23 protein-coding genes are annotated in these 18202 nt (G+C 63.3%); 12 read left to right on the top strand and 11 right to left on the bottom strand.

All coding sequences use genetic code 11. The annotated features are described in order from the left end of the window. Positions 1-58 precede the first annotated feature (58 nt). Complete coding sequence (locus ACIOSR_RS14600) at positions 59-523, bottom strand: DIP1984 family protein (RefSeq protein WP_056044753.1); 465 nt, start codon at positions 521-523, stop codon at positions 59-61. 196 nt (positions 524-719) lie between these two features. On the opposite strand from ACIOSR_RS14600, the gene ACIOSR_RS14595 reads away from it, so the two are divergent. From ACIOSR_RS14595 to ACIOSR_RS14580, 4 genes are all read left to right on the top strand, one after another. Continuing rightward, positions 720-1289: a recombinase family protein gene (locus ACIOSR_RS14595; protein ID WP_402752993.1), complete on the top strand. Its 570-nt coding sequence runs from the start codon at positions 720-722 to the stop codon at positions 1287-1289. Next, positions 1286-1663: a hypothetical protein gene (locus ACIOSR_RS14590; protein WP_173154436.1), complete on the top strand. Its 378-nt coding sequence runs from the start codon at positions 1286-1288 to the stop codon at positions 1661-1663. The genes ACIOSR_RS14595 and ACIOSR_RS14590 overlap by 4 nt, the downstream gene beginning before the upstream one ends. 117 nt (positions 1664-1780) lie before the next feature. Beyond that, positions 1781-2281 (top strand): GNAT family N-acetyltransferase, encoded by a 501-nt coding sequence (locus ACIOSR_RS14585; protein ID WP_173154439.1) that lies wholly within the window; start codon positions 1781-1783, stop codon positions 2279-2281. Between the two features lie 510 nt (positions 2282-2791). Next, positions 2792-3634, top strand: a complete 843-nt coding sequence (locus ACIOSR_RS14580; protein ID WP_402752992.1) for an alpha/beta hydrolase family protein — start codon at positions 2792-2794, stop codon at positions 3632-3634. Positions 3635-4707: 1073 nt separating this feature from the next. Here the strand turns inward: ACIOSR_RS14580 and ACIOSR_RS14575 are convergent. The 5 genes from ACIOSR_RS14575 to ACIOSR_RS14555 all read right to left on the bottom strand — a co-directional run bounded on the left by ACIOSR_RS14575 (position 4708) and on the right by ACIOSR_RS14555 (position 6807). After that, positions 4708-5055: a GNAT family N-acetyltransferase gene (locus ACIOSR_RS14575; RefSeq protein WP_402752991.1), complete on the bottom strand. Its 348-nt coding sequence runs from the start codon at positions 5053-5055 to the stop codon at positions 4708-4710. A gap of 23 nt (positions 5056-5078) precedes the next feature. Then, a complete protein-coding gene (locus tag ACIOSR_RS14570) occupies positions 5079-5207 on the bottom strand; it encodes a hypothetical protein (protein WP_402752990.1) in 129 nt (42 codons plus the stop codon). 55 nt (positions 5208-5262) lie between these two features. Further along, entirely contained in the window at positions 5263-5688 is a 426-nt protein-coding gene (locus ACIOSR_RS14565) for a hypothetical protein (RefSeq protein ID WP_402752989.1), read from the bottom strand. A gap of 83 nt (positions 5689-5771) precedes the next feature. Continuing rightward, positions 5772-6170, bottom strand: coding sequence for a hypothetical protein (locus ACIOSR_RS14560; RefSeq protein ID WP_402752988.1), 399 nt, complete (start codon positions 6168-6170; stop codon positions 5772-5774). 295 nt (positions 6171-6465) lie between these two features. Beyond that, complete coding sequence (locus tag ACIOSR_RS14555) at positions 6466-6807, bottom strand: hypothetical protein (protein WP_402752987.1); 342 nt, start codon at positions 6805-6807, stop codon at positions 6466-6468. Between the two features lie 114 nt (positions 6808-6921). Here ACIOSR_RS14555 and ACIOSR_RS14550 point away from each other — a divergent pair, with 114 nt between their 5' ends. Then, complete coding sequence (locus ACIOSR_RS14550) at positions 6922-7158, top strand: hypothetical protein (protein ID WP_402752986.1); 237 nt, start codon at positions 6922-6924, stop codon at positions 7156-7158. A 218-nt stretch (positions 7159-7376) separates the two neighbouring features. Here the strand turns inward: ACIOSR_RS14550 and ACIOSR_RS14545 are convergent, their stop codons facing one another. Both ACIOSR_RS14545 and ACIOSR_RS14540 read right to left on the bottom strand, forming a co-directional pair. Next, the gene (locus ACIOSR_RS14545) at positions 7377-7829 is read right to left on the bottom strand and encodes a hypothetical protein (RefSeq protein WP_402752985.1); all 453 of its coding nucleotides are present in this window, start codon (positions 7827-7829) and stop codon (positions 7377-7379) included. Between the two features lie 231 nt (positions 7830-8060). After that, complete coding sequence (locus tag ACIOSR_RS14540; protein ID WP_402752984.1) at positions 8061-8756, bottom strand: DJ-1/PfpI family protein; 696 nt, start codon at positions 8754-8756, stop codon at positions 8061-8063. A 193-nt stretch (positions 8757-8949) separates the two neighbouring features. On the opposite strand from ACIOSR_RS14540, the gene ACIOSR_RS14535 reads away from it, so the two are divergent. After that, positions 8950-9639, top strand: coding sequence for a hypothetical protein (locus ACIOSR_RS14535; RefSeq protein WP_402752983.1), 690 nt, complete (start codon positions 8950-8952; stop codon positions 9637-9639). Positions 9640-10038: 399 nt separating this feature from the next. Next, entirely contained in the window at positions 10039-10191 is a 153-nt protein-coding gene (locus tag ACIOSR_RS14530; RefSeq protein ID WP_402752982.1) for a hypothetical protein, read from the top strand. Positions 10192-10386: 195 nt separating this feature from the next. Here the strand turns inward: ACIOSR_RS14530 and ACIOSR_RS14525 are convergent, their stop codons facing one another. Next, a complete protein-coding gene (locus ACIOSR_RS14525; RefSeq protein WP_402752981.1) occupies positions 10387-10551 on the bottom strand; it encodes a hypothetical protein in 165 nt (54 codons plus the stop codon). A gap of 234 nt (positions 10552-10785) precedes the next feature. Further along, complete coding sequence (locus ACIOSR_RS14520; protein WP_402752980.1) at positions 10786-11376, bottom strand: GntR family transcriptional regulator; 591 nt, start codon at positions 11374-11376, stop codon at positions 10786-10788. A 201-nt stretch (positions 11377-11577) separates the two neighbouring features. Here ACIOSR_RS14520 and ACIOSR_RS14515 point away from each other — a divergent pair, with 201 nt between their 5' ends. From ACIOSR_RS14515 to ACIOSR_RS14495, 5 genes are all read left to right on the top strand, one after another. Continuing rightward, the gene (locus ACIOSR_RS14515; protein ID WP_402752979.1) at positions 11578-11952 is read left to right on the top strand and encodes a hypothetical protein; all 375 of its coding nucleotides are present in this window, start codon (positions 11578-11580) and stop codon (positions 11950-11952) included. Then, on the top strand, positions 11949-12686 hold the full coding sequence (locus ACIOSR_RS14510; protein ID WP_402752978.1) for an RES family NAD+ phosphorylase: 738 nt from the start codon (positions 11949-11951) through the stop codon (positions 12684-12686). Before ACIOSR_RS14515 ends, ACIOSR_RS14510 begins: the two co-directional genes overlap by 4 nt. A gap of 622 nt (positions 12687-13308) precedes the next feature. Next, positions 13309-15384: an AAA family ATPase gene (locus ACIOSR_RS14505; RefSeq protein WP_402752977.1), complete on the top strand. Its 2076-nt coding sequence runs from the start codon at positions 13309-13311 to the stop codon at positions 15382-15384. A gap of 425 nt (positions 15385-15809) precedes the next feature. After that, complete coding sequence (locus ACIOSR_RS14500) at positions 15810-16142, top strand: hypothetical protein (RefSeq protein ID WP_402752976.1); 333 nt, start codon at positions 15810-15812, stop codon at positions 16140-16142. Positions 16143-16262: 120 nt separating this feature from the next. After that, entirely contained in the window at positions 16263-17171 is a 909-nt protein-coding gene (locus ACIOSR_RS14495) for a hypothetical protein (RefSeq protein WP_402752975.1), read from the top strand. A 779-nt stretch (positions 17172-17950) separates the two neighbouring features. On the opposite strand, the gene ACIOSR_RS14490 is transcribed toward ACIOSR_RS14495, so the two are convergent. Next, a partial coding sequence (locus ACIOSR_RS14490) for a DUF2625 family protein (RefSeq protein ID WP_402752974.1) occupies positions 17951-18202 on the bottom strand: 252 nt, incomplete at its 5' end.

Below are 18202 nucleotides of genomic sequence, written 5' to 3'. Positions count from 1 at the left end.
TGACCGCCGGTCGCGGTTCGTGCTCGCCCCGGTGACGTCTACCGACTCACCGCGCAGGTCAGTTCTGCAGTTCGGCCTCCCAGTTGGTCTTCTGGATCTCGACGTCGAGTTCGCGGAGGTCCTTGGCGACGGCGTCGGCACGGTCCCGCAGCTCGGCGACCGGCAGGGCCGAGAACATCCGTAGCTCGCTGCGCAGCTGGCGGTAGCCGCCGGAGGCGCCGCGGGCCGCGTCGGAGGCGGTCACGAGCAGGGCGTGGGTGGCGCGCAGGGTCTCGCGGCGGGCCAGGGCAGCGGTCATCGTGCTGCCGTCGGCGAGGGTCGTGCGGGCGTTGGTGAGGTTGATGCGCACGACGAGCGACTCGAGGACGGCGAGGGTGTCGACCGCCTGGCGCAGCAGCTCGGCGGCGTCCTCGGTGGGCTCTTCGCCCTCCTGGTAGCGGGCGTTCGCGGTGACGCGATCACGCAGCTGGTCGACCCGGCGCTGGGCGTCGGACCGTTGCAGGAGGGCTTCGGCGAGCTTCATGATGAGAAATCCTACGCAGGTCGGGTGCGCGGCGCGTCGTGCGTGTCGCCGACGCCCGGTCGCCGGTCGTTCATCGGGACACCTTCGCGGGCCGTTCTTGGCCGTCTGAGGGCAAGTAGCTCCTGACCTGCGGATTCGCGTATGCCTGTCCCGCAAAAATGCCCGGTGATGGGGGTCTAAACGCTACAGTCGTCAGATGCTCATCGGATACGCCCGTGTCTCGACCTCGGGGCAGGACCTCGCAGCACAACGTGACGGTCTCAGGGCGCTAAGTGTTGATGATGATCACATCCATGTTGACCACGGTCTGTCGGGCACCACTCGCGCTCGGCCTGGCCTCCGCGAGGCGCTGGCAGCGTGCCGTGCTGGCGACGTCCTGGTCGTCACGAAGCTCGATCGCCTCGCCCGCTCACTGCGCGACGCGACGGACATCGCGGACGAGCTGACGAAGAAGGGCGTGGCCCTAAACCTCGGGGGAGCGGTCTACGACCCCACGGACCCTGTCGGCCGACTGCTCTTCAACGTGCTCGGCATGGTCGCCGAGTTCGAGGCCGACCTCATCCGAGCCCGCACCCGTGAGGGCATGGCGATCGCCAAGGCCGCTGGCAAGCTCCGTGGCCGTAAGCCGAAGCTGACTTCCTCGCAGGAGAAGCACCTGATGCAGCTGCATCGCACAGGCGCCCACACGACGAGCGAGATCGCGGAGCTATTCGGCGTCGCCCGCTCGACGGTCTACCGCGCGATTCAACGGGGGGAGCAGTCGTGAACGCGTTTGATGAGGGCTCGGCCTCCGAGCCTGTCCACTTCGAGCTGAGCGATGACGAGCGAACGTTGCTATGGCAAGGCCTCGGGCAATGGGGAGGCCCTGCTGATCTCACGGATGCGATGGCCGTCGCGATGGGGTTCACCAGCACGGCTGGTTTTTTCGAGGAGGAGGAGAGGTTGTCGGCTGCGCTGAAGGCGAAGGCTGCGCTGCCTCCGGAGGATTGGCGACGCATCCTCTTGGCAACTGAGATCGTGTTCGCCTCGGCCATCGTCGGAGCCGGCTCCTTGTGGCAGACGGTCACGGGCTTGGATGACGAGTCCACTTTTCGCATCCTCCGGAGCCTGCAGCAACGGTTCCCGGCGTCTTTCTGGTGATGGCCTCTCGATCCTCGACACTCCTGCCTTGAGAGGGCCGATAAGGGATGGCGAACCGGTCGGAGCGGTAGACTGACAGCAACAAAACCTCTACCGGCTCGGTGGAGGTTTTCTTGTATGACCACTCTCAAGCCGCCCACCATCTCCACCGCTGACGAGCGGCACCGCCCCGAGCTCGAACAGCTCTGGACCATGTTCCGCCACGAGATGTCCGCGTTCACCGGCACACTTCCTGACGAGCGCGGCCGCTTCCGGCAGGAACGACTCGACGCCGGCCTCTCGCAACCGGGCTGGTCGGCCCACATCTTCCGCTCGGGATCGCACCCGGTCGGGTTCGCGGTCCTGCGCGGGCTCGACGCTGACGAGCACATAATCAGCAGCTTTTTCGTCGCGCACGGCGCGCGGCGTTCTCGCATCGGACAAGTCGCCGTGACAGAACTGACCGCGGCACACCCTGGGCGGTGGGCCGTTGCCTACCAAGAACGCAACGACGTCGCAGCGAGGTTCTGGCGCAAGGTAGCGAGTGAGATCGACCCAACGTGCAGCTTCGAACAGCGCGATGTCCCTGGCCGCCCGGAGATGCCGGCCGACTCCTGGGCTCGGTTCAACGTCCGATAGACGATCGTCGTGCGCACGCGCCTTGCCAGCTCTCGGGCTACAGGTAGTTCTCGTAGTGCAACCAACGATCGGCGCGGTGCGTCAACCCGGCAGCTCGGAGGTCCTCTTCTCGATCTCGTAGCGTTTCGAAACCGACAGAGGCGATGTCATTGATGAGCTGGTCCTGTTTGCGGTCGAGCCCTGGCGTGTGGTCGCCCCGAATGGACCGCACCCACTCAAGAGCCTCAAGTAGCTCAACTACGGGCATTTCCCTGAAGCGTGTTTCTGCGTCTGGCGATTCCGGGGGCGCCTCATTGCCTCTCTTGGGCATACGACCGGGTCGAATCCTTCTGCTCACACGCGCGAGCCTATTCGTCAGCTACGTAGGGGAGGTAGCTAGCGCAACGCACCCGGCAGAATCCCTCGACCAGTTCAGGCCGCCGCTGTCTCGATAGCCCATCCACCAACGGACTGGGGGGCGACCGGAACTCGTCGCGCGGTGTCCTCCGTGCAGGCCTATAGGCTCCGACCGTGCAACCAGAGACGGTGCTTCTCCACGACGCGACGAGACCGAGCTGGACGGGGTCGGGGCCGCGGCCGATCCGTGCGCGTGTCTGGCCGAGCCGCCGAAGAGGGCCGGCTGCGACCGTCTTGTTGTCCCATGGCACCGGCGGCGCCGGGGAAGACCTCGATTGGCTGGCAGCGCCGTTGAACGAGGCAGGCTTCCTCGTTGCTTCCGTCGACCATCACGGCAACAGCTACAACGACGAGTACCTCGTCGAGGGCTTCACCTTGGTTTCTGAGCGGCCGACAGACATCAGCTATCTCCTGGACCACGTGCAGGGCCATTATGACGTCGACGAGCGCCGGATCGGCAGCGCCGGCTTCTCCCTCGGGGGCTACACAGTCGCCGCTCTGCTCGGTGCTCAGATCGACACTTGGGTCATGAGCGCCCTCTTTGCCGGACACGTCGCTGCCCCGCACGTGCCCGAGTTCCCGGACCTCATCGAGGCGCTCCGCGCGAAGTACTCGATCGAGCAACTCGAGCTGCTGGCCCAGTCCGCTGCGCGTCCCGTCCGTGATCCTCGCGTGCGCGCCGGGGCCCTCTTCGCACCCGGCATCGCAGAGGTCCTCACGCCTGCGTCTCTGAGGATGATCGAGGCGCCCGTGCTCGTGCGCTGGGGCGACGTCGACGACATCACGCCCCCTGCGGAGAACGCACACGTGTACGCCGATCTCATGCCTCGAGCGGAGGCGGGCAGCGTCGGCGCGACCGCAGGCCACTACGTCTTCCTCGGTGACCGAGAGGATCCTTCCCACGTCCGGGAGGCTGCCGCCTCGGACGCAGTCGACTTCTTCACCCGTCACCTCTAAGCCAGACCGAAGAGGAGGCAGGGCGATGAGCGACACATCGACCCGCTTCACCGTGCCGGGACCGGCTGAACGAGGGAGGTAGGAGCGCCCGATAGGGGATCGTTGACTGCGAACCATTCCGCTGGGATGCTTCTCGGAACCGACGGAGGTCGTCATGTTCGAGGAACGCGGGTGGTTTTCCGAGGCTGACGCGAGAGCGCTAAGGCCCGCCGACTCGGTGAACGACGTCGATCATCGTGGCGATCCTCCCCAGTCCGAGCACCGGCCTGAACCCGTCCGCCTCCGTCCACTCGATCGCCTGTTGCGCGGCTTTCCTTGGCATGACCGGATTCACCGACTGCGCCATTAGCTACTAACCCGCGTCCGCCCGTTAGCCGATCGATCAGCAGACCGGTAGGACTCGCTACCGGGGCGCTTTGCCAAGACTGATCCAAATGACCGTGCCACCGCCGAGTAGGCAGATCGTCGCGATTAGAGGGGGCAACCACGAGACGAAGCCCGTGGCGGCGGCGAAAATCGTAAAGGCGAGGAACAAGATGGCAATGGGTCCAAGAATCCAAGCGAGCATGCGCCTGTACCTGTTCACGGTCGACCCCCAAAAGGTTCCTTCGTCGCTCAGGACGATATCCGTCAGTGACCGCGGTCGCGCGTCGGAAACGACCGTGGTGCCCGATAGACGATCCCCCTACCGCTGGCCTCGGCTAAGCCATTACTCAGGGGTCTGTGCGTGACTCCTTCGAGCTATCCAGGTGTGAACATCGCCGCAACTACGGCTTGTTGGCAAGGAAGCCGCGTAGTCCAATCACGAACAGAACGCACGAAGGCCCAATGAGCAATAGGCCGACCAACCAGACCGGTAAACCTCGAGTCGTGATGTCCGACCAATCGGGGTTGAAGATAAGCCAGGCCGCGCCAAAAGCCCCGAGCCCCAGACCGAAGACCATCGTCCCGATATTTTGCTTTTCGGTTCGCGGTTCTGATGGCTTTCCCTGCGGCATAGGCCGATCCAACCATGAGGCGTGGGAGCGGTGTCCCGTTAGGCGATCCGTGCCTGGAATGCTTGCGAGGTCGGGTCAGGTTCGTCGTTCCATGCAGATCAGGTCAGGACGCGGGTCCCATGAGGCAACGGCTTGAAAGCCGCGTCGGGAGTAGAGCCTGATCGCGTCATCGCGCCACCTCCACACTGTCAGCCGGAGCGGGTGCTGCTCGTCACGTGTCAGCGCTGCGTTGAGGAGTGCGGATCCTGCGCCAGTTCCGCGAGCAGCTGGATCGACCCACACTCTCTTCAGTTCGTCCGCGTCCTGGCCGCCAAGGACCACAGCGACGCCGACTAGGTGGCCCTGCAACCCAGCCACGTACACGTCGGCAGGGGCATACGCGGAGCAAGACTCGTCGACCTCATGGCGGTACTTCTCAGGCAATGGCGTCGGACCGTGGGTGCCGTCTAGGTGCTCGGCCTTTCCCGCTCGGTCTGGATGAGGTAGTCGGCGACGAGCTTTCCTATCTGCGCTGCGTCACTTCCGGTGAGATCCGCACGACGAACGGTCGGCACGAGTTGCTCGGGGGTGGACATGCCACCATCATTTCGTGCCGCGCGGAACAAACGTGCACTGCCCGATAGGGGATCGTCATCCGTACCAACCTTGGGTGCCGGCCGCTTTCGAGAGGCGCGCATCCTCGGACGTGTCGGTCAAACGCCAACCGTAGGGAGCGGTCTGGACATAACTGTCACCGTCTTTCTCCACTCTTGTGCGCCCGTCCGAGAGCCCGCTAGTGAAGACCTCCTCGTCAATCCAGATGAATAGCTGGCTGACCCACCCTTGGGCGTCTTCGGGAGGTGCGAAGAGCCAATACTGGAGTTCACCGCTGGATGGGAGGGCGATCAGAAGACGCGCGGAGTGGCCGTCCCGCTGAACGAGTTCGACATCGAGGTGACCGGGCAAGGCCCGGATGTCCCTCATTTCATAGTCGAGATATGCCAGGTCCGATCCCGCAGACCGACACTTTCCGACAGCCATGCGCATCGCGGTCAGGATCTCATCATCGGTGAGCATGCACTAAGCCTGTCACCTCGCCTCGGTGGTCAGTTGCGATGAGAGTGGTGGAGCAGCGGAGCAGGTGTCCGATAGCCGATTGACTACAGGGCACCTTGTTCATCTATCCATCGGCGAATCGCCATCGCCGCGGCACGCCTCGACTTCGCACCGCTGCTTCGTGTGACTGTGTCTCCGGGAGTGCTAAAGGCCCAAACCTCGAAAGACCGACCAAGACTGTCTCCGGAAACCCTGTAATTGATGATCAAGGGGGCTTCGCTCACGTCGGTGATCCATGCTCGTTTAATTGTTCGGGAGAAAAGAAACCCGTAGGAGATCAGGCGATCGCTATGCAGGTAGAGACCAACATGAAGTGCTCGGACTCCGAGCCAAGACCCTGTCAGTAGCAGCACCGCCGCAACCACGTAGACGGCCTCGTTGCCGGATGCCAGGAAGGCGAAGCTTGTGCCAGCGGCAATGGCGATGGCCCCGAGCGCCAGCATGCCGATTCTGGTGCGTCGGGCCGGCCGCAGCGTTAGGGCTGGCTTCATTTTTTCTGATGTTTCAGGACGAGCCCCACAATGACAGCTCCGATCACGGACAGGCCGAAGATAGACCAGCCAGCTAACGGGTAGGCGTCGAAGAAGGGATTCATGTCCTTTTCATACCTCAGGACCGTCTGGCGGGGCGACTCGTTGAGTGGCCAGTTCCTGGAGCGTCGACTGTCCCATTTGGGGATCGGTCAGCGGTCGGTGCCCTAGGGGCCCGTCCCGCGGATCGTCCCTCCGGCTCAGGCCCCTAACAGAGAGACGGGCAGGGGAGGCTGGCTGTGAGCAGGAACATGCTCGCGTGGGAGGCCACAGCAGCAGCGCCAGTCAGCCAGAGCGCCGGAACAAGTGCGCGGTGGTCACGTAGCATGCGGCGCCCAGAAAGTGCGGACGCCAGGAGCCACAGCGACAACTGCACGCCTACCAGAATTGGCCTAGCCCACAGGAAGACGTCGCCCATGATGTCGCGCCAGAGAACTGCGACGACGATGACGACCAAGGTCGCTGCGAAGCCGACGATCAGGACCGTGATCGCTCCCGCGTCGAGACTGGCTGGGAGTCGCGGCGGCGCCAGCGGCTCGGCGGTGCTCATGACCCGAGACTAGACGGCTCGTCAATGTCGCCGACAGCCCCGTAGAGCTTCACAAGAAGGTGCCCGTTAGACGATCCCTCACCCAAACCCCGCACGGGGCCCTAACCTCAGGGCATGACTGTGTTCTGGCCCGCTCTCATCGTCGGTATTGTGCTGCTGGTCTCGGGTGCTCTTGTCCTCCGGAACTCAGCCTTTCTCGCGTCTTGGCTGGGAAAGACGAGTGGTCGAGTGCCCGGTCGCGAGGAAGTTGATGGTGCCTACACCTCACGCAACGCCAAGGCCGCCGGCATCGGCTTTGTGGCCATTGGCGCATTAGGCATCGTTCTTAGCTTCCTGAACCTAAATTGGTAGGGATAGTGTCCCGTAAGCCGTCGCCAACCGGAGCGGTCAGCAACGATTGGTTCTAGGTGTGGCAGCGGCGGGCTTGGATCAGCTACTCGCAAACGGCGACCGGTTCGAAACGGGGTTTTAAACCGGTCCGGGTTTTTGGATAGCTCGCAGGCCGGGCGCCCCTTAGACGGTCCCGAGTCGGGCGGTCACCAGTTTGACGAGCGCGCGTCCTCTGGGAGTTACTTGGGCAGGGAGAGTCCCACAACTATCAGCCCGTTGGTTGGCACAGGGCAGTCTTCGAGCCCGTCAAAGGGCAACACGGTCCCAGCTGCGTCCGCTGTTGCTGTGGAAACGCCGGCCGTCATGCCGTTCGGACCTTCTAGGTTCACCAGCTCGCCGTGGGGAACTCGACTTCGAGCCTGAATTTCGAAGCCCTGATCTTCGAGCGCTTGAATTGCTTTTGGCGCGTTTGCCTCATCGTCGAGGACGACCTGTCGGAGGTACCTGTTTCCGGTCTGATCAAAGGGCCCAGGCTCGTACGTGAAGTTGCATTTCAGGTCGCCTAGTTCGTGGAGGCCTAGCTCGTCGATTTGCTCGTTGATGGCCGTCACCTGCGGCGCCGTAGTTGAGGTGCACCCGCCAAGAACCGAGACCAACGCGACGGTCATAGGGACGAGTGCTGTCTTCCTCATGAAAACTCCAACGGTTTCGGACTGACCACATTGTTCATGACCTGTACTTGGGCTCGTGCTGTTCGCTACACCCCCCCAGCAGCCGAGACCAGGCCGATGGGGGGAACGGTAATCGCCGCCCGTTAGAGGATCGTTCACCGAGATCAGTTTCGGACTGACCTATCGAGACAGCCGGCGCCCCGTAGCTGCGGGGGAGTGGCTAGCCCCCGCCGTTGGTCGGTGACCGATCGGCTATTGCGACGCCAGTCCTAGTCTGGATGCCGCTTGGGCGACGACTGGTCCTCGTCGGCGTCGAGCGTCTGCAACGGCGCGTTGAACCTGCGCCGGATCGGCCTCTGGACGCGTTGGTGACCCAGCGTCGAACGGGGGGTGAGGGTCGTACTCCATCGTCAGCTGCACGGAACGTGCCGTGTCGTCGTCGTACACCTCCGCGGCGACGGTCAGGGCGAAGTCGATGCCACTGGTCACCCCGCCGCCAGTGATAATGCGACCGTCACGGACCACCCGCCCATGCTCGGGCACTGCTCCGATGGTCTCGAGCAGCGAGTGGGATGCCCAGTGCGTCGTCGCCCGCTTGCCGATCAGCAGCCCTGCAGCACCGAGCACGAAGGCTCCGGTACACACGCTGGTGACGTAGCGTGTCTGCTCAGCCTGCCGCTTGACGAAGTCGATGGCTCGCTCGTCGTCGAGCAGGTCGAACGCACCTTGCCCTCCCGGGATCAGGAGCACGTCCGCCTGCGGGGCTTCGTCGAACGTCACCGTCGGCACGATCGCGAATCCCGAGTCGGTGGCGACCGGTTCGCGGTCGCGCCAGGCCAGGTCGATGGTCGCACCGGGCAGTCGTGAGAAGAGCTGCACCGGGCCGGTCAAGTCAAGCTGCGTCACGTTCGGGAACAGCAGCGCGACGAATCTGACGTGGGTGCTCATGTGTACATCCTCGCTAGACCGTGGAAATCCCGGAAGCCGATCGCCTACCGGACGCCGACTGGGGCCCGCAAAATGGCTGCATGACAGCAGCGGGCGACGATGAGCAGGGCCGACACGACCGGCAGGAAGCTCCCGAGCATGAGGAGCTGGGCCGACGTCGCTAGCGCGTAGCTTCACCCGCTACGACGCCCTCGTGGCCCGGTCCGAGGCGCTAGCGATCCGCGCAGGTTCGTCTTTGGCGGGGGACCGCAGCGCCACCCCGTACAGCTCGGTCCCGGACCAGGTGCGGGCCGGCCTCGGCGTCGCCCTTGACCACCTGCACGCGTTCAAGATCATCGTCACGGACGGCGGAGCCGTCCTGCCTTTCGCCATGTTCACACTCGTCAGGAGCGCCTACGAGGCCACGGGCACGGCCCTGTGGCTCCTGCACCCGGCGTCCCGCGACGACCGAGTGCTCCGCTCGCTGAAACTTGCCCGCGAGAACCGTCGTCTGGTTCACGTTGCCATGCAGCAGTTGGAGCGAGACGACCCGGGCTGGGCAAAGACCCTTGCCGCCCTCGAACGGGACAGGGATGCTCGGCCCGGCCTAGTCGGCGTCGACCTTCGAGACGTCGAGAGGGTGACGGCCCGTCTTAAGGACATAGGCCCCCTGTTGCCCTCTTTGTTCCAGTCGCCGTTGACTCTTTGGCAGACCTCTAGCGGCATGGCTCACGCCAACGGCTCGATGATTCTGCTCATGCTCGACCGCGAGCAGATCGGGCCGTCCGAGCACGGCGGCGCGGACTTCATGATGACGCCGAGTCTGCTTGCTTTAGCCGGCTACTTCGACGCCGCCCTCGACATGATCGAGACGGCCCTCGACCTCTGGGACCGCAGAAACTGACTCTTCGCGCTGCGCTGACGGAGGCTGGCCGTACGCTGCCGCCCGCGGGAGTTCAGGGGTCCGGTGAGGTCGCAGCGAAGATTCTGCGCCGGCCGATTCCGACCCATCCGTTTGCAGTGCCGCCGATCCCCGGCACGTTCGGTGTCTGGCAAGTCCGCCGGGTGCGCTCCGCGCCCCTTGGCTACGTCCTCTCGCGGGCCGAGCTGGGGGGCATCGTCTATCACTGCTACGCCCACGGCCGAGACGATGCCGGCGGCCGCCCCTGGCTACGCCGAGAGGACAGCCTGAACAGCGCCGTCGCGTGGATGATCCAACACGAGGCCAAGCTGTCGGCCCTGACGGGCCGGCTGCACCCCGAGCCAGATGAGTGGCCGTCGTGACCGCGGGTAGCGCCCGGGCATGAGCTGGTTCGTCAGGCACCGCCCCGAGGGCGACACGAGCGCCGAGGCCGTGGCCGTGGAGGTCACCGCACCGACGCCGGCGGACGCGATCGACAATGTGTGCGCCACGCTCCCTGAGGATCGCATCGTGACCTCGGTCGCTCCCTACTGAGCCCGGGAGAGCCGTCAGGGGCCGCGCGTAGCTTGGCTCCGGTCAGCTTCCCCCCGAGCTGGCCGAGAGCTGCCGGGCGGTCCCTAATCCGCTAGGCAGCAGCAGCCCCCGCATTCCGGCTCCCCCAGCCGGGCGGGGGCTTCTTCGTGCGCCCTGATCGTTCTCGAGTCCTGTGCCGGCCGACGAGCGCTCGTGTCAGATGACGGCGTAGGCGATGGTCGCGGCTGCGACGATGCCGGCCGTGCAGAGCGTCATGATTGCGCGCCGAGACGCGGGGCGGTTGGCGCGAATGTCTTTCACCATGAGCACGATCGCGACCACGGCGATGACCACCATGACGGCGACGCCTAGGAGGATCACGACTCGCATCATCACGGGTCGACAGTAGCGAACGGCCCGCTTTGCGGTCCGGGGGAGTCGTTGCGCTCCCAGGGAGCCGCTGCGCGGCGCTCAATGCCCTTCGGGCACCTCTTTCTGCCGTGAAGCCTTCGGCGGCTCGGTCGCTGCTCTCCCTCGTAGCCACCTCCGGGTCTTCGTTCAAGTGGCTACGCCATCCGCTCCTCCGAGATTTTCGGCACGCGGTCGCAAGCTCCCTTATTTCGCGACCAAATTTTCTCCCGCTAGCTCATCCGCCACAGCCACCAGGGCATCCCAGTCATAAGAATCGGCCTCGCGCGGGCGAAGAAAATTCACCCGGATCCGTAACGGCTCCTCCGTCCCCACGAACAAAGCGTTCCCCGAGGCTTTCGCTAGCTCGCCCTGGATATCGAGCAACGTGCCCGGGCCTTCGAGGTCGTGGGCCTTGAGCTGCTTTCGGGCGGTGGCGATCGACTTCGACAGGATCTTCCGGGTGGTGGCGTCGAGGTTACTCGTGCCCCATTCCCTCGCGAGGGTGTGAAGGCCGGCAAGGAACTGAGCCGCCTCGGCGTAGACGACGTCGTCCCGACTGGAGACGCGGGTAAAGCGGTTCGCCTCGATCTCGACCAGACCGTAGGTGCGCAGCTGCGCGATTGCCTCCCGCACCGGTGTGCGCGACACCCCCAACCACTTCACCAACTGGTCATCGTTTAACCGCTCGCCCGGCTCGAGAGTGCCATCGACGATGGCGGCAAGCATCTTCTCGAAGACAACATTGCGGAGGAGACGGCGGGGGCTTGCTTCAGTAGTGGCTGTAGGAATCGGCATGCACCAATTCCTGAACATAGCACGTCTGGTATGCCAGTTTGTTCAGCATTATTCTCATAGTGGGGCCAACGCCGTCGGTTGACCAGCAGCCTGTTGGATAGCGATTAAGTGGGACTGCAAGTGCGCGATGGAGGGCGTCAGGTCGTCGGGATTCTGTGATTCGGGGTGGGATTGTGGCTGTCCTCGGACTAGGGTTGGGGCATGGCAACGATCGAGCTCAAGGCGTACACCGCATCCGTTCGGACGGACATGCCCGAACTCGTGGGGGCGCTCCGCGATGTGCTCGGGGCACAGCTCGTGGCCTACATTGCCGGCGTCAAAGAAACCCGCGCGGTCCGTCAGTGGGCAGAGGACGACGGTCGGCACCCGCAGCCCAAGCAGGAGCAACGCCTCCGCCTCGCCTACCGGGTGGCAGCTCTGCTGCTCGATCAGGACGCCCCTCGGGTGGTGCAGGCCTGGTTCCAAGGTATGAACCCGCAACTCGACGACGTCGCACCGGCACGCTTCATTCGCGAGACCGACGGTGACGATGCGAAAGTCCTGGCCGCCGCGCAGAGCTTCGCCGCGAACGGATGATCGATCCGAACCACCTGCACCACACCTCCGCGCCCTCGCCGGTGTGGCGTGTGGGGCGCCGGCCGAGCCCCTGGGACTGGGCACCCTGGCGCTACGCCTCCGCGGACACCGGCACATTCCCCGGTCGCTGGGACTCACCCGAACCGCACACCTACCGAACGACCTACGCCGCCACCGAACCCCAAGGCGCCCTCCTCGAGGTCCTCGCTCGTTTCCGACCGGACCCCTCCCTCGTAGTCGCCATGACGGAGATCGATACGGACGAAGCCGATCAGGCTCTCTATCCCACGCAGCCGGCCGGCACGGTTCCGGCTGAGTGGTTCGCCGCGCGATTGCTCACGCGGGCATCTCTCGCCGGGAATTACCTCGACATCGCCCACTCCGAGACCGTTGCCGGCCTCTGGGGCGAATTCGCCCACATCGCGATCGCCGAGCAGGGCCTGGCGGACTTCGACGGATCCGCGCTCCAGAACGCCCAGGTGCGCCCACTGACTCAAGCCATCAGCGCCCGGGTGTACCGAATGACCACCATCGACGACGTCCCGCTCTTCGACGGCATCCGATTCCTCTCGCGATTCGGCGCCGACCAGGAGCTCTGGACCGTCTTCGAGCAACCCGACGACACCTCCACCAGCAAGCTACTGAGCGAGATCCAGACGACGAACGTCTCCGAGAGCGATCAGGACGTGGCCAAAGCCATGCAGACACTCGGACTCACGCCCGACGAGGACTGAGCGCGAACGCCTCAGTATCCGGCACGGCGATCACTAGGCCTGCTTCCTGCGTGGCCCGCGCAAGGTTGGACTGATCGCGGGGGAGTGGCGACATAAGGGCCATTATCGGCCGAGGAGACGCTCAGCCAAGTGCGGATCGCTTTCGAAAGCTGCACCTTTGCAAGATTGTCTCTCGGACTACTTAAGTGAGACGCCGCGGCACTGGCCTGGCGGGGTGTCGTGGCTCTATAGAGGCCATCTGGACGCATATTGAACAGGCGCCGTTCTGCTCGCGGGGCTACATGCGGTGCAGAAAGATGAAGCGAGCTGCGGCGTTACACGCGAGATAGGGGAGTACATGTTCGAGGCGATCGAAAAGATTGATCGTGTTGGCGTCTTAAATGGCTTTGAGGCAAGTGGGCACGGTCTCGCGCGACTGACTTTGGTCTACGCCGGTAACGGCTGCGGTAAGAGCACTCTCGCCGCCGTTTTCGCGTCCGCGGCAACGGGGGACGCATCTTCTCTTAAGGACCGGCAATCCCTTTCTGCGACGAGCGGTCCTCATGCGAGATTGCGTGTCTTGGGGGGACAAGGGCGCACTCTGAACGGGGGGACATGGGCTGGCCCTGTGCCAAAAACGCACGTGTTCGACACGGAGTTCGTGGATAGGAATGTGCACACCGGCGGCGAAGTAAGCCCGGCCCACCGGCAAGGTTTTCTGGAAACGGCTATTGGCCAATCTGCCGTTGACGAGCAGGCGCGCCTCGAAGCAGCCAAGGAGGCCGTGAACGAGGCGAAGGCGGAGATGCAACGCTGCGAGGCCGAGCTGCTTGCCATGGCTCGTGCGATCGATCCTGCCGTCACCTTCCAGGCGTTCCAGCAGATGGTTGTGGTGCCGGGGGTAGATGCCGCAGTCGAGGCCGCCGAACTGCGGCTGACGGCCGGGAAGAACGTCTCGAGCATTCTGGCCCTTCACCCGCCGGTCGAAGTCGCCGATGTCTCTCTGGATCTTGCGGATGTGTTCGAAGCGCTCGTGGAGGGAATGTCCGCCTTGCATGGGGAAGCAAGGCGCCGGGTGGCCGAGCACATCAATCATCTCGATGTCGCAGCAGCAAACGGGACCGTGGAGTCGTGGTTGCGCGTCGGTGTTGAGTTGGCCCCTGCTGGTGAATGCCCGTTCTGCGGACAAGACACATCCGGTGTCGCTCTTGTGGATCTCTATGCAGAGTTCTTTGACGCCGCCTACGAGCGACTTCGCCAACGTATGGAGCGCGTCAGGGATCGGTTGGGCAGTGAGGAGAGGGCGCGAGTACGCGAACGGCTCGTAGCTGACTATGACCGGGCACGAGAAGCCCTCACCGCCTGGGGGAGTCACCTTCCGATGCCTCAGCTCCCCGAGATCACCACGGTCCTCACGACCTTGTCTGCGTTCGGTGAGCTGTTTGACGAGGTGTTGATAGAAAAAACAGAGCACTTTGATCAGCCCGTTTGCTTGGGAGATAGGCGATCTATCCTCGAAACCTACGTTCTCGACCTTCCAGTGTTGATCGAGGAGGTGAATGCGGTGATCCGGGCAGCGCGCGTAGATATCGAGGCCTACCGGAACTCGTTGTCCTCCCAGGGGGTGCCTCAGCTTGTGGCGTCAGTGGCTGCGGCCCGGCTGCAGCAGCTGCGAGGGAGCGACAATGCTGCCCGGCTCTTTGCTCAGCGGAAAGGGGCGAAGAAGGAGATGGTGGAGAGGGACGGCGAGGCGTCCGCGGCTCGACAAGCCAGCAAAGAGGCTATGAACACAACCCTTGCCCGCCTCGAAACCGACATCAACTGGCATCTGAATAAAATGCGGGCTGCGTTCAGTATTGAGAAGGTTGCCTCGACGTACGCAGGCGGCGGAACTGGTCGCAGCAGCTATGGGTTGCAGTTGAGAGGGCAGTCCATTGACATCGCGCGAGGAAAACCCCCATTTCGTCTGGCGCTCAGCGAGGGAGACAAGCGAAGCCTCGCCTACGCGTTCTTTTGCGCGACAGTGCTCCGAACGCCGGATCTCAGCGGGCAGGTCGTTGTAGTCGATGACCCGGTTACCAGCTTGGATAAGCACCGCCGCGAGCACACAACGAACACGCTGGAGGAAATGTCGCGAAGGGGGGCTCAGGTCATCGTTCTCGCACACGACGCGACCTACCTCCGTCAGGTTCGAGAATTGCTGACCAAAAAGCCGGACAACCAAGGGAACCCACGTGCGTCTGTGGAGTTGCAGCTGCAGCGTACAAGTTCCGGGAACTCCAGCCTCGACGCGCACAATCTCGATCGAGAGTGTGAAAGCAAGTACTTCCGCAACTATCGGCTAGTTCGCACATTCGTTGAGAACCGAGCCGAGGACGGCGTCTTCACCTCCCATCTCGATGCAGGGAACGCGGTGAGGCCCCTTCTGGAGTCCTACCTGCACCGTCGCTTCCCGGGTAGCGTGCCGAATCAAACCCTAGGAAAAGTCATCGGTCTCATTCGCTCTGCACCAGACCTAAGTGTCCTGGCCTACGCCAAGCCCCTGGCCGACGAGCTTGAGGAAATAAATCGCTTCTCCTCGCGCTTCCACCACGACACCGATTCAGACTTTGCGGGGGAACAGCCCGATCGACATGAAATTCAGGCCTACGCAACGCGCGCACTGAATGTCGTTCACGGAGACCCAAGTGCAGTGATTGGTTTCGATCCTCGAGCCTGAAGGTGTCTCAGTTCCTTTGTCTCAGAGGGGTCAGGAATTCCTCGATGTCGGTAGATGGGCCTGTGGGCGCCGTCATGGGTCTCACGGGTCGAGCAAGAACGCAGCCGTAGCGCTGAACACGCGCTTGCGCGAGCGCCGCTGCGCGAGCCTATTGATCACTTTCGGGGCGGGGCGGGAGGCTCATCTGGCAAGGGGTCATCTAGCTTCCGGTTTCGGCGTAAAATGCGACGCCCCGGGCGGATACATGTGCGACATCTCCAGTCACAACCGTGACGCCACGACTACCACTTCCCTAGGCTGACATAATCAACATTATCAGCATGTGGTCGACATCTATGGGGTGCCCTAATACTGGTCAAAGCTCTCATGCGAATCGTCAAGGGCGGACCTGATCCGGGTTATCTAGCGGGGGGCGGGCCGGTGAAGTGTTCCTGCTTACCGAGCTAGGGATTCCCGACTACAAGCAATCGAAGATCGTGACGCAGGCGGTCGGCAACTTCCCCATCGGCTACCGATTCCACGATGCCGCGGTTGGCGACGGAATCAACCGCATTCTCTACGAGTCCAGGGTTGGGTACGTTTCGGGTTGGTTCGCCTCTAGGCAAATTGCGCGGGACAGCACCCTTGTCGAGAACGTCGGCGGAATTGAATGGCACTTCTTCGCAAGTGCGCGAACGGGCAAGATCGGCATGTCCCAACCCACGCTGGACATGATGAAGGAGGCAGGGGTCGAGGTCTTCATCCACCTCCCCCGATGACCCATGAACAACAGAGACATCTCCCCTGCTCAAGCCCAGGAGTGGTTGCAGTACAACCGTGCTGCCGGCCCTCAACGGCTACATTCACTCGCTCGGTGGGTAGCAAATACCGACGGACCGTTGGATCAGCTCGACTCGACCCTCGAGTCGCTGGACACCCTGTGGGCTTGGTTTCTCGACTTCATGGTGGAAGGACTTGCAAGACAGATCTCCCCCGACGCGAGGAGCGATCGGGACACCGCGTTTGACGTCACACCGACAAATGGGCCGGCAGACCTCGCCGCGGAGGCTCTCGCCGAATACACCCTGCAAGTTATTCGGCAGACTCACCCAGACGCGGAATGGAGCCTCCATCCGCACGAGGCCTCCTCTGGCCCGATGCTCTTCGAGAACGAGGTCGGCGTAACGACCCGCGGTGAGTGGCATTTTCTCCACGCCTTGACTGGAAACCTTGTCCTTCGTGCGCTGCGAGGTGTACCGCAAGCTCTCACGGCTACCAGGCTGCGGGACATCGTCGTAGAAGATTTGCCAGGCATGATCAGTGAACAACGAAAAGCTCCCCGATTCATGCTTCGCGATGCTCTGAACTTTGTCGGACCCACCCTCGAACCCCCGCACTTCTCGTCAAGTGATTCCGACCGTCCCAGCGCTGCAACCGCTCCGCCCACAACCGAGCAGATTGACGCTCTTGCCCTCATTCACGTCTCAGGTCATTGGGAGGACGAGAGGGCTTTGCCCCCCTTGGACGAGGCTGACTTCACCAATCTTTTCGCTGAATTTGACCTCGTCGACCCACCCCGGCACCTGCTGGGGAACCTGAAGAGAGGCGACATGCAACTCACGGGAGTTGCTGGATCGTTGATGATTGAGACCCTGGCGGCAGGAGGTCGCCTGCGGTCCGTAGCTTTCGAGCTGACAAATGCAGACGCCGTGGCCTACGAGATGCTGCTTCGTCGCCTTCGTGCCTTCACGACGGGACGACAGTTGCAAATAGTTCGGGCCGACGATGGTTCAGCAATTTCGCCGTAGCTAATAACTTCTTGCGTGACCTAGATTGCACTGTCTCCGTGAGGAGGAGTGTCTTGACCGGCCATGGTAGGTGCTTTCTTGACGTCGCGCACCGCGATGCCGAGCTGTGGTGCAACCTCGCTGCGGGTGATGCGCGAAGCGAGCGTCCTCTGCATGACGTGCCTGAGCAAGAGCGAGAAAAGCCCCACAACTATCTGGTAGATGGGTGGCTGGTCGCGCCTGTCCGGCAGCTTGTCCTCCGACATGCACCAGGCGTGACACCGCGGCGCATGCACGGCAATCGAGGGTTTCGATAGGGGATCGTCATCCGTACCAACCGTTGGGGCCAGCGGCTTCGGAGAGGCGTGGCTGGTGCTGTTGCGAGCATACGCACACGACTTCAGTTCAACGCGATTTCTTTTGCTCGGTCCGGCCCGATAGGGGATCGGTCACCGGTCGAGGCGGCCCAGGCATCATTGGGGCATGAGAGCGGGGACAGTCACCTACAGGCAGACCCTCGCTGGTGTCTTGGCTGTTCTCAGCGATGTCGACCCGTATGGTCTCGAGCCTGGTTCGCCGGAGGGTGCTCCGCCGGATGAGTACGAGATGGAGGCAATCGACCTGGTTCGCATTCTTCTTAAGGCCGGCGCCGTCACGACCCAAGATGTCGAGGCGGTCTGGATGCGCTGGTTCTCTGAGTCGCTCGTCCTTCGACTCGGACCGCCCCGAATGGCACAACTGGTCGATCGACTTAACCGACTCGTGGACGGCGCCCGGTAGGGGATGGCCTGTCGGAACGGTCACGTGGCCGCGGACCATGGGTCGGGGACGCCTTGACCGGATCCGAGCTGGTCCATGAAGGTGTTGTGTACGCCGATGAGTTCCCTCATCGGTACCGTCCCCTTACTGACGGTGGCGACGTCCTTTCCCTCTGTGGTGAAGGGGGGAGGGTAGAGATGCAAGCCGTCGGCCAGGTTCAAGGCGGCGAGGTCGTCTTGCCATCGTGGCCATCGGAGCGTCTCGTAGAACTTCGTGATAGCCCCTGCGAGCAT

It is taken from the genome of Frigoribacterium sp. NPDC087798, assembly GCF_044742985.1.
GTDB lineage: Bacteria > Actinomycetota > Actinomycetes > Actinomycetales > Microbacteriaceae > Frigoribacterium.
The sequence above is the reverse complement of the archived record's forward strand: the minus strand, read 5'-3'. Positions and strand labels throughout refer to the sequence as shown.

What these genes read in the sequence shown, in the direction of transcription:
- ACIOSR_RS14600 (WP_056044753.1), bottom strand. Translation starts at nt 523, where the DNA reads ATGAAGCTCGCCGAAGCCCTCCTGCAACGGTCCGACGCCCAGCGCCGG.
- ACIOSR_RS14595 (WP_402752993.1), top strand. Translation starts at nt 720, where the DNA reads ATGCTCATCGGATACGCCCGTGTCTCGACCTCGGGGCAGGACCTCGCA.
- ACIOSR_RS14585 (WP_173154439.1), top strand. Translation starts at nt 1,781, where the DNA reads ATGACCACTCTCAAGCCGCCCACCATCTCCACCGCTGACGAGCGGCAC.
- ACIOSR_RS14570 (WP_402752990.1), bottom strand. Translation starts at nt 5,207, where the DNA reads ATGTCCACCCCCGAGCAACTCGTGCCGACCGTTCGTCGTGCGGATCTC.
- ACIOSR_RS14565 (WP_402752989.1), bottom strand. Translation starts at nt 5,688, where the DNA reads ATGCTCACCGATGATGAGATCCTGACCGCGATGCGCATGGCTGTCGGA.
- ACIOSR_RS14560 (WP_402752988.1), bottom strand. Translation starts at nt 6,170, where the DNA reads ATGCTGGCGCTCGGGGCCATCGCCATTGCCGCTGGCACAAGCTTCGCC.
- ACIOSR_RS14555 (WP_402752987.1), bottom strand. Translation starts at nt 6,807, where the DNA reads ATGAGCACCGCCGAGCCGCTGGCGCCGCCGCGACTCCCAGCCAGTCTC.
- ACIOSR_RS14550 (WP_402752986.1), top strand. Translation starts at nt 6,922, where the DNA reads ATGACTGTGTTCTGGCCCGCTCTCATCGTCGGTATTGTGCTGCTGGTC.
- ACIOSR_RS14545 (WP_402752985.1), bottom strand. Translation starts at nt 7,829, where the DNA reads ATGAGGAAGACAGCACTCGTCCCTATGACCGTCGCGTTGGTCTCGGTT.
- ACIOSR_RS14540 (WP_402752984.1), bottom strand. Translation starts at nt 8,756, where the DNA reads ATGAGCACCCACGTCAGATTCGTCGCGCTGCTGTTCCCGAACGTGACG.
- ACIOSR_RS14530 (WP_402752982.1), top strand. Translation starts at nt 10,039, where the DNA reads ATGAGCTGGTTCGTCAGGCACCGCCCCGAGGGCGACACGAGCGCCGAG.
- ACIOSR_RS14520 (WP_402752980.1), bottom strand. Translation starts at nt 11,376, where the DNA reads ATGCCGATTCCTACAGCCACTACTGAAGCAAGCCCCCGCCGTCTCCTC.
- ACIOSR_RS14515 (WP_402752979.1), top strand. Translation starts at nt 11,578, where the DNA reads ATGGCAACGATCGAGCTCAAGGCGTACACCGCATCCGTTCGGACGGAC.
- ACIOSR_RS14510 (WP_402752978.1), top strand. Translation starts at nt 11,949, where the DNA reads ATGATCGATCCGAACCACCTGCACCACACCTCCGCGCCCTCGCCGGTG.